The sequence below is a fragment of the Colwellia sp. SU-HH00943 genome, from assembly GCF_057546125.1.
In genome coordinates this window covers 509,889-524,002 of record NZ_BAAJLW010000001.1, presented here as the reverse complement: position 1 = coordinate 524,002, position 14,114 = coordinate 509,889, and the positions used below count along the sequence as shown (strand labels likewise).

Genomic DNA, 14,114 nt, shown 5'->3' with positions numbered 1-14,114 from the left:
GCAAGGATGTTGCGTAACAACAAAAGTTTTCAAAAAACTATTCAAGGCGCAATTCACTGTTTATAATACCTGCCAGTAAATTTCACGCTCAGTTTAGAATATAGAGAAAACATATATGGATTTCCCCACAGATGAAACAGGTCAGGTACTCGCTGAAATGCAGCAAGCAGGTGTTGATCTTACAGTGATTCATGATGTGGTGTTTTTTCAATTATTTGAACAACAAGCTCAAGCTCAAGCGATGGCTGATTATATTAATCAAAATATGCCTGAAGTTAACGTGAGTGTTCATGAAGATGAAACCCCAAATGTGTGGGATGTAGATTGTACGATTTCAATGTTACCAAGCTACGATAAAATAATAGAGCAAGAAGCTGATTTTGAAAAAATAGCCGCAAAGTTTTCTGGTTACAATGATGGTTGGGGAATAGAGGCTTAAGCGCTTTTAATAAGTCAAAAAATATCACATTTATGTTGTCCTTTACGATAAAAAAATACAAAGTTTATTTAACGATAGCCGCTGAGTCAGTAGCCCTTTCTCTGTGTAAGCGTCATGGCGAACGATTCAACCGATATCGTCGCTTTTTTAGTATCAATATTGTTAGAAATGCTGGTGCAACGGTTAACTTAACAGGCACTATTGATGAAGATACAGATATTTTAATTGCCAACCATCAAACCATGATGGATATTTTTGCTTTAGAAGATCTAATTGGCAATGATGTTCGCTTTGTTGGTCGTACAGGCATTATGGATAAATGGCCCGTCTCTAGAATTGTAGATTTAGTTGGGCACATTACGGTGGATCAACAAGATAGAAAAGCCATTATAAAGCTGCTTAAAGATATTAAAGGCTGCAAAGGGAAAAAAGTGATTATTTTTCCAGAAGGCACACGTTCGCAATCGGGTAAGATTGAGCCGTTTGAAGGTGGCACTAAATTGATTGTTGAAAAGTTAAAGTTAAAGGCACAACCACTTGTTATTAAAAATGTTTTATCTATTTATAATGAGTCAGCCAAAACGGCCAAAAGTGGTGTTATTGAAGTAGAGGCTTTACCAGCGATTACTATTGAAGAAGGCTGGTACGAGAAAACATATCAAGATATGAGTGCTGTTTTTGATCAATATAACTAAGCAAGTTAATAATTTGCTTTACCCTTTATCTTTTTCGTTAATGTGAAATGCAGGCAATGAAACTTGCCAATAAATAGCCGCCAACCTTAACAATAGCGCTCCTAATACGGCGACGATAGTTGCTTCGTTTTCAGGCCAAGATAAATAACGTAAACCAACAAATAAACTGCCCCCTAACATCGCTGCCAGCGCATAAATTTCTTGTCGTAAAATCATTGGAATCACGTTACATAGAACATCACGGATCATACCTCCAGCCACGCCTGTGATTGTTCCCATCACTATTGCTACCGAAAATGGTGCGCCTAAAGACAATGACTTTTGTGTTCCAACAACAGCAAACAGCGCTAAACCAAATGCATCAGCAATAAGTAAAAACCGTTTTGGGATACGCTTAGGTTGACGAACAAAAATAATCGTCAGTAAGGCAGTGAGTAAAATAACATAAAGGTAATAAGGGTTAATTACCCAAAATACTGGGGTTTGTAGAATAACGTCTCGTATTGTACCGCCACCAATGGCTGTTACTGCCGCAAGTACTACTACACCAAAAGGATCTAATTTATACCGGCCAGCCATTAAAGCGCCTGACAGCGCAAAAACAATAATTCCAAATAAATCTAACCAGTATAAAAGTTCATTCATGATGAGGGGTTAGTGCGGTTGTTTATTACTTACAACGGGTAACTTTGCCTCAAGCCAGCCATTCATATCACCTTGCAAGTGGAGTAAATTGTTAAAGCCATTATTAGCAAGTATCTCTTCAGCAATGCCTGCACGTCGACCAGAGCGGCAATATACCACCACAGTTTTTTGTTGGTATTGCGATAATTGTGCTAATTTATCTTCTATTTTTTCATAGCTAATATTTATCGCGCCAGCAATGTGGCCTTTATTATATTCATCTTGGGAACGAACATCTAACAGCACAATATTGGAGCCACTTTTAGCAAGAGATGCGCGTAATTCTTGTTGTGAAATCTCTACTGTTTTAGCTGCCAATGCAGCGAAAGCAAAAACACTTAACAGTAAAATAAATAAACGGTTTATTTTTAACATTTTGATCTCTTCAAGCGGCTAATGAAAATATTAGTTTATCTTAATTACTAACTATTTACTAAATATTGGCGACAATGAATTCGTTTGCCAAGGCAAGCGCAATGAGACAAATTAAACTGAAGGTGAGTAAGTAGGTTATTTTATTATTGGCGTGAATAATATCTGTAGCCTGTGGTTGTCTCGCTAAATCATTAAAGCTGACTTTACGTAATTTAGTTTTGCTACCATTACTATTGGCATACATAGCTACACCGCCAAGTTTTACTTCTAACGATAAGGCGAGTAGTAATAAAGCAATATTATTATTTAGCTTAAAGAAGTGTTTTTTACTTAATCGCCAAAATAATAAAAAGTTTTTGCCTACACCAGTAAAAAGTATGAGTAATGCAAAAATCCTGACTGGTAGCCACTGTAATAAGTTAACAAATAACTTAGCGTACAAACCAAAGTGATTAAATTTTTCGAGCTTGCTGTTCCAACAATAATGCATTTCAAGTAATAACCTGAAGATTAATGCAGTTAAGGGGCCAGCTAGCAGAAAAACAACCGCGACTGAAAAACCTTGTTGTATTGTACGCAGCAATTTCATTTCAATGGTTGCTTTACTTAATCCCAACTCTGATAGCGGCTCGGTTTCCCTTAACACCAATGGGGATAGAGTTGCTTTAGCGAGGTAATTTTTTTTAGCGACTATCGCTTGCGCAACTGACTTAGTTAGTTGAGACAAACCAAATGAGCCTAAAGCAAGGTAAAGTAAAAAGGTTTTCCATAAAAAATCAACTTCAATAAAGGCTTCAAATAAATATAAAATTACCGCAATAGGCGTGAGTGTTATAACTATTGCTACCAAGCCAGAAATGGTTTGTTGTTGCTTCGAGTTCTCAGCTTTATTGACTTTATCACTGAGTTTTTGGCAATAAAATTGAAAAAATTTGAGTGGCTCGTGTGCGACAAAATGACTGATAATACTTTTACCGGCAATAGCAGTTATCAGTATTAATAATTGATAACTAAACGCCGTTATATTAGGTAAATCAGTATTATGTAAATCAGTCATTATATCCATATGAGTTATATTAGCGCGTGATTAATTCAGAACTTTGCCTTTTAGGGCATTAAGCATATTAAGTACTAATTGCGACGAATTCACTGATGCGGTTTCTAGATACTCTTCGAATGAGGTGGGAGATTCTTTACCAGCAATATCAGAGAGTGAGCGAATGATTACAAAAGGTACACTGAACTGGTGACAGGTATGAGCGATAGCAGCTCCTTCCATTTCCACGGCTGCCATGTCAGGAAAGTTAGCACGTGCTTTAGCAATATCATCTTCTTTCGTCATGAAGGTATCGCCCGTGGTAATTAAACCGACCATTGTTTTGATATCTGTTAAGCTAGCAATACCTTCTTTTGCTGCGGATACCAGCATTGGGTGAGGAAGAAAAGCTGCGGGGTTGGCAGGTAATTGACCTATTTCATATCCAAAGGCGGTGACATCAACATCGTGATACCTGACTTCTGAGCTAACAACAATATCTCCAACTTTAAGTGAAGCATCAAAGCCTCCTGCAGAGCCTGTATTGACTACATAATCAGGCTGGAATTTATCAATCAAAAGCGCCGTAGCTAATGCAGCAGCCACTTTGCCAATACCAGATTGCACAATAATCACTTCATTTCCGTCAAGTTGACCTTGGTAAAACGTATAGCCTGCGTGAGTACTGGTTTTAGGGTTGCTTAATCTTTCTTTTAAAATAGCAACTTCTGGCTCCATAGCGCCAATAATACCTGCTTTCATTTGAGTGTCTTCTTTGTTTTTACTTAATAATGACAGAATTATAACCTGAGTATGGGGAAAAATCTGTAGTGAAGTCAGATGTTTTCACGAAATACCGTGTTACGGAAGAGGTAGCTTGCTAGTTCAAAAATTGTTCACTAGTATGGGTGAGGTAAAGAGGTTTTAAAAATAAACTTATTACCGAACAAGGAAAAATAATGATAATTAAAAAGCAGTTACTTATACCAAGCCTATTACTGACTTCACTGATCTTGAGTGCTTGTGGACCAAATCAAGAAGTAGATAAGTCGTCTATGGTTGCTGACAAAACTCCAGCTATCAGCACCGCAGATTTAACATCAGGCTTGTACCTAAAGGATATGGATTTGAGCATCAAACCTGGTGATGACTTTCATGCCTATGTTAATGGCACATGGATGGCAAATACTGAAATACCCGCCGATAAGGCAAGTTATGGTGTGGGGTATATCGTGCATGAAGAATCGCAAGCGAATATAAAAACCATCATTGACGAATCTGCGAGTGGAGAATTTGCGCAAGGCAGTGATGAGCAAAAAGTTGGTGATTTATATTTTTCTTACATGAATCGAGAAAAGCGTAACGAATTAGCTGCCGAGCCTTTGACCAGTGAATTTGAAAAAATTGCGGCGATTAGTAATTACGATGAATTAGCAGTGTATTTTGCTGCAGCGAATAAATTGGGTTACGGAACGCCATTTTCTTTAGGGCAATATGTCGATTTTAAAAACCCTAACACTTACATGATGTATACCTGGCAAGCGGGGTTAGGGCTGCCAGATCGAGAGTATTATTTTACAGAAGATGAAAAATCAATAGGCATCCGTGCTAAATATCTAGAACACATTGAGAATATGTTTAATCTTGCTGGAATAGAAAACGCGGCTCAGTCTGCCAAGGTTATTATGGCACTTGAAACTCGCTTAGCAGCACAGCATATGAAAAAAGAGCAAACCCGCGATATGGTTGCCCTATACAATAAGATTCCATTAACCGAGTTAAAAACCATTATGCCAACGTTTAATTGGCAAGGTTATTTAGCAGAAGCAGGCATCGCCGATATTGATGGTTTGGTGATCACGCAACTTGACTATCAAAAAGCACTTAATGAGATTATCACCTCAACCGATCTTAAAGACTGGCAAATATTTCTTAAGTGGGGAGCACTTAATGCGAACTCAACCTCATTAAGTCAAGCGATAGATGATGAGCATTTTGCTTTTTATTCTAAAGAGTTAAGAGGTATTGAAGCACCTTTACCTGATTGGCGTCGTGGTGTGTCGATAGTGAATAATCATTTAGGCGAAGTGGTTGGTAAAGTGTATGTTAAACGTCATTTTCCACCACAAGCGAAAGAGAAAATGCTCAAGTTAGTTGATAACTTGCTCGCCGCTTATGAAGACAGTATTAAGCAGTTGGACTGGATGAGTGAAGAAACCAAAATACAAGCATTAGATAAACTCTCTAAATTTACGCCTAAAATTGGTTATCCTGATATTTGGAAAGACTATAGCGGCTTAACAGTAGCGCGTGATGATCTTGTCGGCAATATTGAGCGAGCTAATTTGGTGGTATATCAACAAAATTTAGCTAAACAACATGGCCCAGTACAAAAACATGAGTGGGCAATGACACCACAAACGGTTAATGCCTATTACAATCCTCCTATGAATGAAATAGTCTTTCCTGCTGCTATATTGCAACCACCTTATTTTGACTTAAATGCTGAAGATGCGGTGAATTACGGCGCTATAGGTGCGATTATTGGTCACGAAATTGGTCACGGCTTCGATGATAGTGGCGCTACTTTTGATGGCGATGGTGTTTTACGTAATTGGTGGACAGACGAAGATAAAGAAAAATTTAAGCAAAGAACTAATCGATTAGTTGCTCAGTATGATAGCTTCCAAGTTTTTGATGATTTGCATGTTAATGGTACTTTTACTTTAGGTGAAAATATTGGTGATTTAGGTGGTTTAAGTATCGCGCTAGCGGCTTATAAAAAATCTTTATCGGGGGAAGAATCTCCATCGATGGATGGCTTTACGGGTGAGCAAAGAGTACTTTTGTCTTGGGGTAAATCATGGCAAAAAATAATGCGTGATGAAGCGTTAAGAGTTCAAGTAAAAACAGATCCTCACTCACCGGCAAAATTTAGAGTGAATGGGGTAGTAAGAAATATACCTGAATTTTATACCTTGTTTGATATTAAAGAAGGTGATGCTTTATATTTACCTGAAGAAGAGCGTGTTAAAATCTGGTAATTGAATTTAAAAACTTGCTATTTAAGCCATAAAAAAACCAGCAATTTTGCTGGTTTTTTATTAACTATTGGTTGTCAGTAAAATATCAGGCTATTAATGCGGTAGTGCTGCGATATTTTGACCCGAAAGTTGTGGCGGCATTTGCTGAGCTAACTCTGCTTGAGCGGCTGCAGGTGTTAAAGCGCCAACACTTTTTGGTCTGGCTTTTACCAGTGGGGCAGGAATAACCTTTCCTTTAACTTTAGGTAGAGGAGAGCGGTTACCCAGTAATCTAGAGTGAATACAAGCGCGAATCTCGTCTAACGTATAGTTTGCTTTTACTTTGATACGTAGATGTGGAATTGCTGCTGCTTCAAGTGCGCCACTGACAAACCAATCTTTTTTGATTTTATAGCCTCTACCTTGGGTATCAACTAAATCAATCGCCCCTAATAGTTTCATCGAGTTGCGATCACAAATGACAAAGTCTAAATACTTCCCTTCGGCATTCGTAGCCGCACTTTGGCTGGCTCGGCTAGAAACACCTTGTCGAATAGTGACAATATCGGCTAATTTAACACGGTTGATAATGCGGTATTTATTTCCCATAGCTTGCTCAACTAAGTTTTGAAAGTTTTTTTCAGCGGGCGTAAAAACTGACTGTTTACTGTCAAAAGGAAAAGGAAAACTGTTGTCATTTAAACGGCTTGCTAAAACACCAACAATGACAATTAGGCTGATTAAAGCAAATAAAATAAGTTCCATAAGCATCTCCGACGATTCAAATTCTTGACGCTTTATTCGATTGTGGAAGTAAAACGTCGACTTATTGTTGAATAAGCAGAATTTGTGCCAAAGAAAGCAAGGAGGCTTGTAGTGATAAAAATAGAAAGATAAAAAATGTGATTAGCTAAGCACAACGTGGTGATTTTAGTACTATAGAGCAGTTATCACCACGTAAACTAACTTAAACCAATGATGATTAAGCGCTTGGGTATTCTGCTTCTAAAGCATTATAAAGCTGTTGCTGAAAGTCGTCAGCAGAGGCGTCTAGGCGAGTTACTAAGTCAGCTAATACTTCGTTATCTTCTTTGCCATGCCATACTTTAATATAACTACCATCTTTATAGCCATGATCTTGACGGAAGAAATTTAAGGTGTTTTTACCAACATACTGACGGAATAATTCGTTTAAATCCATACCCATTAAAGACATGCAATCAGCTAGCGCTTTAGCATCAAAGGCTTTATTAGTAACAGCAGCAGACGCTAAATTCTCCAAAGCAATTTTAAAATCATCTTCAGCGGTACCTTGATGTAATTCTTTGGCTAAGCCACGAGAAATGCTCTCAACATTGTCACCTGTCATTAAGCGTAAACTTAAACCAAAGTGAAAAATATCAACTAGTTCAAGTTGTACTTGAGCAACATCAATTTCTTGATGTTTCCACCATTTCCAGCCATGGTGATCAAGCATCTCAGCACATTCTACCCAAATAGCGCGATACCACTCGTAACCATTATCTCGCCATGTTTCACTGACTCGAGAATTCATTGCATCTTGCATAGTTAACATTTGATTAATTTGCTTTTCGGCAATAGATAGGGCTGTAGAAAGTTGTTCGCTCATTATTGTCTCTGGTCTCTGATTGTTTATTTCGATCACGGTTATTTTGCCGTAGCTGTAGAGAACTAACAAGCATTTAGTCATTTTTTATCGTTTATTTTTAACGTCAGTTTTTAAAGCGAGTTGTTAGACTAATTGAAATAAAAAGTTACTCATTCTGCGAGTATTAAAAAGATGCTATGCAAAGAAAAGCAAGGCCTTGTTTGTAGGTAATGATTGCAGGTATTGATCATAACTTTTGAACTTATGCTTGACTAAAGAGTTTTTTACGTACCATAGCGCGATAATCTTTTGGTGTTAAAGATAAGCTTTTTTTAAATAAACGCGTTAAATGTCCCTGATCTTGGTAGCCTACATGATCAGATATCTCTTGTATTGATAGATTACTTGATGCTAATAAATCTTTTGCCGCTTCTATTCTAAGTTGTTGCCAATATTCAGTAGCACGAATACCTGTGGCAACTTTAAAGCGGCGACTAAAGGAACGCTGACTTAAACCAAACTGCTCGGCTAATTCAGCTAAGCTGATATCACTGTTTAAATTAGTGCGTAGCCAAAATTGAATTTGGGCAATAAGCTCATCAGGATGCCTGTCTACAGCACCTTCTAAGTAACGTTGTTCTTCATAAGGTTTTCTTATTTCATGAGAGAAATTACGTTCAACATTTTGTGCTGCGGCTCGGCCATATGTTTGGCTAATGATGTGGACGATAATATCAGCCAAAGCATTTAAACTGGCAGCGCAGTAAATTCGCTCAGATTGTGTGATGAAAAAGTCAGGTTTGAGCTCAACTTTTGGATAGTCTCGCTTGAATTGTTCAACATAATGCCAATGCGTTGTGGCGCTGTGGTTATCAAGTAAGCCCGATTCTGCTAAAAAACAAACGCCAGTACCAACAGCCAATAAGGTTGATCCTTGTTGCCAACAATGCTTTAACCACTTGATAAGCTTAGTATGCTTCTTCAGTACCGGCCTAGGGTTTCGCCATAAGCTTGGCACCAAAATAATGTCAGGTAAGTCATGCTCAGAATCATCAAAATTATCTAAGGTGATATCAGGTAAAAAATGTAAGCCAGCACGAGAGGTAACCGTTTTGTTATTTTGACTGATAAATTGCGTGTTTAGCCTGATGGCCGATCTTTCGTAACGGCGTGCGAATGCTTCACCTGCTAATAACATTTCTAACGGCAGGGTTAATCCTGTCGCTAATACATGTTGATAAATAATTAATCCTACACGCAATTGCTGGGATTGAGCTTCTTCGCTTTTATCTTTTGCCATAAGTGATATAAATAACTATTTTTGGCTATTATGGCATATTTTGTGGCTGTTTTGGCTTATTATTTTTGTTTTCTTCGCTATAGAATGGCCTTATTAGATTTATTGTTCACTGTTTTGTTACGTTAGTAACACTGTATTTAGGGTTTTTTGCATGACTTCATTACCTGTTGTTATCGGTATGGGTGGTATTAATGCCGCTGGCCGCACTTCATTTCACCAAGGTTTTCGCCGTATTGTTATTGATAAAATTAATGCACAAGCGCGTGAAGAAACTTTTGTCGGTTTAGCAAGTTTGATGAAACTCGTGTCTTTGCAAGAGGGTCAATTAGTTGATCAACATGGTGATATTGTTGCAGCCAAAGACATTGAAGCAAAGTTTGGCCAGCAAATACTCGATGGGACCTTAATTCGCAAAATAGAGAAAAATCACTTTGATGTTGATGCAACGCATTGGCATCAAAAAATGCATGTAACGCCGATCGATAAAAATATCTCTTTTGAATTACGTGCCAAAGAATTACCACACCCACTGCCTCATGCTTGGCAAGTTACTGACTTAGGTAACGGTAAAGTGAATGTTGAAATACCTGAGCATTTAACTATTTCTCATGATGCCTATCGTGATAACCCAATTAAAGCGGCAGGACAAATGCCTACAGGTTTTGAGCCGGGTGCCTTGTATAACAGCCGTTATCAACCTCGTGGTTTACAAGCTACCATTTTTGCAGCGACGGATGCCATTCGTTCAACAGGCATTGAATGGGACACTATTTTAGACATAATTAGTCCCGATGAAGTAGGAACATACTCAGCCTCGGTTGCTGGTCAAATGCAGCAAGAAGGCTTAGGTGGTCTATTAAAAAGTCGATTAGCGGGCTCGCGTGTTAGCACTAAGCAGCTAGCACTAGGCTTAAACACTATGTCGACTGATTTTATTAATGCCTATGTTACGGGTAATGTCGGTACTACATTTTCTTCATCAGGTGCCTGTGCAACGTTTCTATATAACTTACGTTCAGCTGTACAAGATATACAAGCGGGCAGAATTCGTGTCGCCGTAGTGGGTAGTGCAGAAGCCCCTATCACGCCAGAAGTCATCGAAGGCTTTGGTAATATGAGTGCTTTAGCCAATGAAGAAGCTTTAAAGAAATTAGACAATAGTGACACCGCTGATCACCGCCGTACCAGTCGCCCATTTGGTGACAACTGTGGCTTTACCATTGGTGAAGGTGCACAATTTGTTGTTTTGATGGATGATGCCTTAGCATTAGAGATGGGAGCCAATATTATGGCTTCTGTTCCAGATGTTTTTGTTAATGCAGATGGCTATAAAAAATCAATTACCGCACCTGGACCGGGTAACTATATTACCATGGCGAAATCGGTGTCTTTAGCGCAGAGTGTTTTAGGTAAAGAAGCACTACAAAAGCGCAGTTTTGTATTAGCACATGGCTCAAGTACACCGCAAAACCGTGTAACTGAATCGTTAATTTATGATCGCATTGCCACTAGCTTTGATATTAATGACTGGCCTGTTGCTGCACCAAAAGCCTTTGTTGGTCACACCATCGGTCCAGCGAGTGGCGATCAAATGGCCATGGCATTAGGTATTTTTAATGACAATATTATGCCGGGCGTTACCACCATAGATAAAGTAGCGGATGATGTATACGGTGACCGTTTAAATATCGCTACCGATCATTGGCATTGTCATGACATGGATGTGGCCTTTATTAATTCAAAAGGCTTTGGTGGTAATAACGCAACGGCCGCTGTTTTTTCACCGAAAGTCACATTAGCCATGATGACTAAACGTTATGGTGAAGCCGCAATGCAAGCCTACCAAGAAAAATTAGCGATAGTGGAACAGGCGCAAAATGCTTATCGAGCAAACGCCAATAACGGCCAGTTTGATATTATTTACAAGTTTGGCGATGGTTTAGTCGATGAGTCAGCTATTGATATTAATGATGGTCAATTATCGTTTGCTGAATTTAAGCACACCGTTGCTCTACCAACGAGCAATCCATTTACTGATATGGTGTAGTTTAGTTACTGTATTTTTTCTTTAAATAATTTATTTATCTTATGACACCATTAATTTTCTGGGGCGCCATTTTCTTTACTGTGGCGCTGATCTTTTATTCAATTGGTATATGGGATGACTTTAAACATAAAACACTGAAAAAATGGCATTTGGTGATGTTTGGCATTGGTGTAATTACCGACACGCTAGGCACATTACTAATGTATTTGCATGTTGGTCACCTTATTTTCACCGCGCACTCTATTTCAGGGTTTCTTGGGTTATTTTTAATGATTTTCCACTTTTGCTGGGCGTTTTGGGCGATGTGGAAAGATGATGTTAACCTGCAAAGAAATTTCCACCGTTTTAGCGTTATAGTGTGGAGCTTCTGGATGATTTCTTATGTCTCAGGTTTATATTTAGGCATTTCACGCCTTTAATTTTTTTAGATCTAATTAGCCGACATTAGGTGGCTCTGTTCTAGGATACCACTGCCACCATTGTTGTTCACCATCGGTAGATTGTGCTTTTCCTACATCCCCTTGCGGTGTTTTACTTTGGTATATATCCCAAGTTACTAAATAGTCAGGGTTGACGATTTTTACCCCTTTCTGACTGGTATGAAACTCACCTTTTGGGGCATTAAACCAGCAAGATAAATTGGTAGGCAAAATAAAATTAGCGGCTTCTTTTGATGGTGATTCATCACTGTTAGCAAGCGCTAATGTGATGCCCATTTCACTATCAACGCTGATCACGCGGCCTGCGAGAATATTTTGTTTTAGCTGCTCACCTTGTTCAGTAAAATACGTTAAACCAATTAAGCAGGTTTTGTTTAAAGTGTCATTGATTGAATTTAGCATGATGTTATTTTCAGGTTAAAAAAATACTCAGTTATACAAGGTATAACTGAGTATAGTTGTATGAGTTTATCTTAATAATTAATGTGCTAGTGGTGCAACACCTGTCGCAGGGTTATCTGCTAAACCAGTATCACGCGCATGTTCTTCAAAACTTTTGTTTTTCCAGAAGAATGCACCCGGCATTGTAGTAGGTATCACTAAAATATAAAACAATGCGCGACCTATCATGGCGGTAAAACAGCTCAATAGTGCGATTGTTAACCAAGCAAATACCAAGGTAGTGCTAGCATAACCAGCGATTTGAAGTGCTAATAAAGCGCCAGCTGCAACAATATTAACTGCTAATAACCAATTACGGAACAAGTAGGTTTTACCAAAGGTTGTGCATTGAACGTAATGCGCAGCTCCGCCTTCATTTTCACTACGGTTTAAGTCGTGATTATGAATGATTAAACCAATAGCTTCTATGACTAAGCCTAAAGTAAATGTGCTTGCAAATACCAGTGCCGCTTCAGTGATGGCAATATCCATAACAGTAAGTGTACTAAGTACTACTACACTCGCTACAAATGAACCTAATGATAAACTATTCCCTACGAAGGCTGTGGCTGTTTGTAAATGATTCCAAAAAGGTCTGGCCTTAATTTGGTAACACTTATTCATGTAATATAAACCACCAGCGCCTGCAATCAGTGCAAAAATACCGGCAGCCATTACTAAGCCTGATAAAGGCAACCCTGCCGTCATTTCTGCGATATTTAAGCCAACAGACTGCTGAATAAACTCAACAGCCCAAGTATTACTTGGTAGGGCAAATAAAGCGGTTAAACCACAGCCTGCACTGAACATGGCTAAGCCAAAACCTTCGCGTGCCATAGGTGAATATCGTAAGTTATTAAAGCCTCTATAAAAACGCATTGGCTTACCTAAGTGAGTCACACTCATTAATAACGCAAAGCTGGTCATTACTAACGCGATAACCGCCAGTGGTAAAAACATATCAGAACTCACAAAACGAGTGAATGATTCAATACCAAATAATGCGCCGATAAACGGAATAGCAAAAGTGCCTAACGCTGCTTGAGCAAATAGCGTGAATAATACTAATGGGTTTTCACGCGAGTTTAAGCGTGAGAAATTCCAATGTTTTGCTTTTCCAGCTTTTTGATCGATTACTGGTTTGTAATTACCTTCACTATCTTTGTGGTATTTAACCGGCATAGAGTCAGTACGCTTCATTTCATCCGGCATGGTTTTCGTTTGTTGGAAACGAATATTTGGATGAGTGATTTCTGGTGTTGGGAAGCCCGGAATTTCTGTTTTACATTGTTCACGATTTTTTGGGGTATTTTCAATAACACCAAAATCAAGCGCGTTACCCACACAAGCTGATACACAAGCTGGTTTTAAGCCAACCTCTAAACGGTCAACACACATATTACATTTAGACACTTGACCTTTTACTGGGTCTAGTTGTGGTGCGTTATATGGGCAAACCCAAGTACAGTAACCACAACCAAAACAAGTTTCAGGATCTTGTAAAACTGCACCATATTCTACGTGTTTAGTATAAGCACGCGTAGGACAGCCTTTTAAACAGACAGGATCATCACAGTGGTTACATGCCATAGAAATGTTCATACGCTTGTAGTCAGGGTATGAACCACCTTCCACATAACCTACGCTTCGAAAAGCTAAATGAGAGGGGTTTTCGTTCTTCTCTGAACAAGCAGCTTCACAGGCATGACAACCAATACAGTTGTCTGCAGTGAAGAAGAAACCATGTTGTTTATTACGATTAGGGTTAGAGCCAACCTCAGGGTTTTCGTTAATAAACATAGGGCGATCTTTTTCTTGACCGGTTAAATCAACAAGATCAATTAATTGCCCATAGCGATTTGTTTCTTTAATTTCAGTATCCGGCAAGTAAGCATACTCTTGCTCTTGAGTACGTACTTCCCAGTGGTTAGAACGACCTTCTTGCTCTGTTCCTATCGACATAGTTGATGGATCAAAGCTTTGTACATCTTGAACGGCTGAATCGTTTTTTATTTCATTACTCAT

Annotated in this window: 14 protein-coding genes; 5 read left to right on the top strand and 9 right to left on the bottom strand. The window is 38.7% G+C overall.

Annotated features, from left to right (window positions below; genetic code table 11):
- The first annotated feature begins 115 nt into the window (after positions 1-115).
- Positions 116-439, top strand: a complete 324-nt coding sequence (locus tag AC27GZ_RS02255) for a ribonuclease E inhibitor RraB (protein ID WP_487093253.1) — start codon at positions 116-118, stop codon at positions 437-439.
- 32 nt (positions 440-471) lie between these two features.
- Positions 472-1,134 (top strand): lysophospholipid acyltransferase family protein, encoded by a 663-nt coding sequence (locus AC27GZ_RS02250; protein WP_487093252.1) that lies wholly within the window; start codon positions 472-474, stop codon positions 1,132-1,134.
- Positions 1,135-1,152: 18 nt separating this feature from the next.
- On the opposite strand, the gene AC27GZ_RS02245 is transcribed toward AC27GZ_RS02250, so the two are convergent.
- From AC27GZ_RS02245 to mtnN, 4 genes are read right to left on the bottom strand one after another with little or no spacing between them, the layout of a single operon-like run.
- Entirely contained in the window at positions 1,153-1,779 is a 627-nt protein-coding gene (locus AC27GZ_RS02245) for a trimeric intracellular cation channel family protein (protein ID WP_487093251.1), read from the bottom strand.
- 9 nt (positions 1,780-1,788) lie between these two features.
- The gene (locus tag AC27GZ_RS02240; protein WP_487093250.1) at positions 1,789-2,193 is read right to left on the bottom strand and encodes a rhodanese-like domain-containing protein; all 405 of its coding nucleotides are present in this window, start codon (positions 2,191-2,193) and stop codon (positions 1,789-1,791) included.
- 58 nt (positions 2,194-2,251) lie between these two features.
- Positions 2,252-3,250 carry a cobalamin biosynthesis protein CobD/CbiB gene (locus AC27GZ_RS02235; protein ID WP_487093249.1) on the bottom strand — a complete coding sequence of 333 codons (999 nt, stop codon included), beginning with the start codon at positions 3,248-3,250 and terminating at the stop codon, positions 2,252-2,254.
- 30 nt (positions 3,251-3,280) lie between these two features.
- Positions 3,281-3,991: a 5'-methylthioadenosine/S-adenosylhomocysteine nucleosidase gene (gene mtnN / locus AC27GZ_RS02230; RefSeq protein WP_487093248.1), complete on the bottom strand. Its 711-nt coding sequence runs from the start codon at positions 3,989-3,991 to the stop codon at positions 3,281-3,283.
- A gap of 197 nt (positions 3,992-4,188) precedes the next feature.
- Here mtnN and AC27GZ_RS02225 point away from each other — a divergent pair, with 197 nt between their 5' ends.
- On the top strand, positions 4,189-6,273 hold the full coding sequence (locus AC27GZ_RS02225; protein ID WP_487093247.1) for a M13 family metallopeptidase: 2,085 nt from the start codon (positions 4,189-4,191) through the stop codon (positions 6,271-6,273).
- 93 nt (positions 6,274-6,366) lie between these two features.
- Here AC27GZ_RS02225 and AC27GZ_RS02220 read toward each other — a convergent pair whose 3' ends face one another.
- The 3 genes from AC27GZ_RS02220 to AC27GZ_RS02210 form a co-directional block, all read right to left on the bottom strand.
- On the bottom strand, positions 6,367-7,017 hold the full coding sequence (locus tag AC27GZ_RS02220; protein ID WP_487093246.1) for a DUF2726 domain-containing protein: 651 nt from the start codon (positions 7,015-7,017) through the stop codon (positions 6,367-6,369).
- A 217-nt stretch (positions 7,018-7,234) separates the two neighbouring features.
- Entirely contained in the window at positions 7,235-7,882 is a 648-nt protein-coding gene (locus AC27GZ_RS02215; protein WP_487093245.1) for a dUTP diphosphatase, read from the bottom strand.
- Positions 7,883-8,123: 241 nt separating this feature from the next.
- A complete protein-coding gene (locus AC27GZ_RS02210; protein ID WP_487093244.1) occupies positions 8,124-9,161 on the bottom strand; it encodes a GlxA family transcriptional regulator in 1,038 nt (345 codons plus the stop codon).
- A gap of 151 nt (positions 9,162-9,312) precedes the next feature.
- Between AC27GZ_RS02210 and AC27GZ_RS02205 the strand changes: the two genes are divergently transcribed.
- Together AC27GZ_RS02205 and AC27GZ_RS02200 are read left to right on the top strand one after the other, a co-directional pair.
- Complete coding sequence (locus AC27GZ_RS02205; protein ID WP_487093243.1) at positions 9,313-11,208, top strand: beta-ketoacyl synthase; 1,896 nt, start codon at positions 9,313-9,315, stop codon at positions 11,206-11,208.
- 41 nt (positions 11,209-11,249) lie between these two features.
- Entirely contained in the window at positions 11,250-11,627 is a 378-nt protein-coding gene (locus AC27GZ_RS02200; RefSeq protein WP_487093242.1) for an HsmA family protein, read from the top strand.
- 15 nt (positions 11,628-11,642) lie between these two features.
- Here AC27GZ_RS02200 and AC27GZ_RS02195 read toward each other — a convergent pair whose 3' ends face one another.
- Positions 11,643-12,050, bottom strand: coding sequence for a hypothetical protein (locus AC27GZ_RS02195; RefSeq protein ID WP_487093241.1), 408 nt, complete (start codon positions 12,048-12,050; stop codon positions 11,643-11,645).
- A gap of 78 nt (positions 12,051-12,128) precedes the next feature.
- Positions 12,129-14,051, bottom strand: a complete 1,923-nt coding sequence (locus AC27GZ_RS02190) for a DmsC/YnfH family molybdoenzyme membrane anchor subunit (protein WP_487093820.1) — start codon at positions 14,049-14,051, stop codon at positions 12,129-12,131.
- Between the last annotated feature and the right edge of the window lie 63 nt (positions 14,052-14,114).

Bases quoted from the DNA above. Each gene is read 5' to 3' on its own strand.
- AC27GZ_RS02255 (WP_487093253.1), top strand. From the start codon at position 116: ATGGATTTCCCCACAGATGAAACAGGTCAGGTACTCGCTGAAATGCAG.
- AC27GZ_RS02250 (WP_487093252.1), top strand. From the start codon at position 472: ATGTTGTCCTTTACGATAAAAAAATACAAAGTTTATTTAACGATAGCC.
- AC27GZ_RS02245 (WP_487093251.1), bottom strand. From the start codon at position 1,779: ATGAATGAACTTTTATACTGGTTAGATTTATTTGGAATTATTGTTTTT.
- AC27GZ_RS02240 (WP_487093250.1), bottom strand. From the start codon at position 2,193: ATGTTAAAAATAAACCGTTTATTTATTTTACTGTTAAGTGTTTTTGCT.
- AC27GZ_RS02235 (WP_487093249.1), bottom strand. From the start codon at position 3,250: ATGACTGATTTACATAATACTGATTTACCTAATATAACGGCGTTTAGT.
- mtnN (WP_487093248.1), bottom strand. From the start codon at position 3,991: ATGAAAGCAGGTATTATTGGCGCTATGGAGCCAGAAGTTGCTATTTTA.
- AC27GZ_RS02225 (WP_487093247.1), top strand. From the start codon at position 4,189: ATGATAATTAAAAAGCAGTTACTTATACCAAGCCTATTACTGACTTCA.
- AC27GZ_RS02220 (WP_487093246.1), bottom strand. From the start codon at position 7,017: ATGGAACTTATTTTATTTGCTTTAATCAGCCTAATTGTCATTGTTGGT.
- AC27GZ_RS02215 (WP_487093245.1), bottom strand. From the start codon at position 7,882: ATGAGCGAACAACTTTCTACAGCCCTATCTATTGCCGAAAAGCAAATT.
- AC27GZ_RS02210 (WP_487093244.1), bottom strand. From the start codon at position 9,161: ATGGCAAAAGATAAAAGCGAAGAAGCTCAATCCCAGCAATTGCGTGTA.
- AC27GZ_RS02205 (WP_487093243.1), top strand. From the start codon at position 9,313: ATGACTTCATTACCTGTTGTTATCGGTATGGGTGGTATTAATGCCGCT.
- AC27GZ_RS02200 (WP_487093242.1), top strand. From the start codon at position 11,250: ATGACACCATTAATTTTCTGGGGCGCCATTTTCTTTACTGTGGCGCTG.
- AC27GZ_RS02195 (WP_487093241.1), bottom strand. From the start codon at position 12,050: ATGCTAAATTCAATCAATGACACTTTAAACAAAACCTGCTTAATTGGT.
- AC27GZ_RS02190 (WP_487093820.1), bottom strand. From the start codon at position 14,051: ATGTCGATAGGAACAGAGCAAGAAGGTCGTTCTAACCACTGGGAAGTA.